The organism is Streptomyces sp. SID3343, from assembly GCF_009865215.1.
Classification (GTDB): Bacteria; Actinomycetota; Actinomycetes; order Streptomycetales; family Streptomycetaceae; genus Embleya.
Genome location: NZ_WWJX01000802.1, coordinates 1 through 502 on the forward strand (window position 1 = coordinate 1; position 502 = coordinate 502).

Genomic DNA, 502 nt, shown 5'->3' on the forward strand with positions numbered 1-502 from the left:
GATGACGTGGCCGTCGATCGGGCTGACGTCGGTGAAGCCGGCCGCGGACGCGACCCGCTCGCCGCCGATCCAGTGCCGGGTGTCGACGGCGACCCCGGCGACGGTGATGCTCGTGGGGTGTGGGGCGCCTGCGTGCGGGGCTTCCGCGGCGTGCGGGGCGTCCCCCGCGCCGCCGGCGCCGATTCCGGCGGCGGTGACCTCGGTCATGGCTGGCCTCCAAATCGTTTGACCCCAAACAATCTAGTGAGCCTCGATCATCACGGTCAACCCCTTCCGCCGGAAGGCTTCGACGGTATCGTTTGATCCCAAACAATAGTCGAGGGAAATGGATACCATGGCCGACCTCACCTACCCGGACTGGCTCGAACGGGCGGACCGGCTCCGCCTCGTGACGGTCCATCACATCGACGGCGACGACCACGCGGGCACCGCCGGCACCTTCACCGTGACCGCGCCGCGCGACGGCACGCCGCTCGCCGAGGTCGCCCGGGCCGGCGCGGCG

General features: G+C 70.9%; 1 protein-coding gene. It reads right to left on the reverse strand.

The window, feature by feature from the left end:
* The coding region (locus GT354_RS52750) for a hypothetical protein (RefSeq protein ID WP_202512260.1) at nucleotides 1-207 on the reverse strand (207 nt) is incomplete at its 3' end.
* Nucleotides 208-502: the final 295 nt, after the last annotated feature.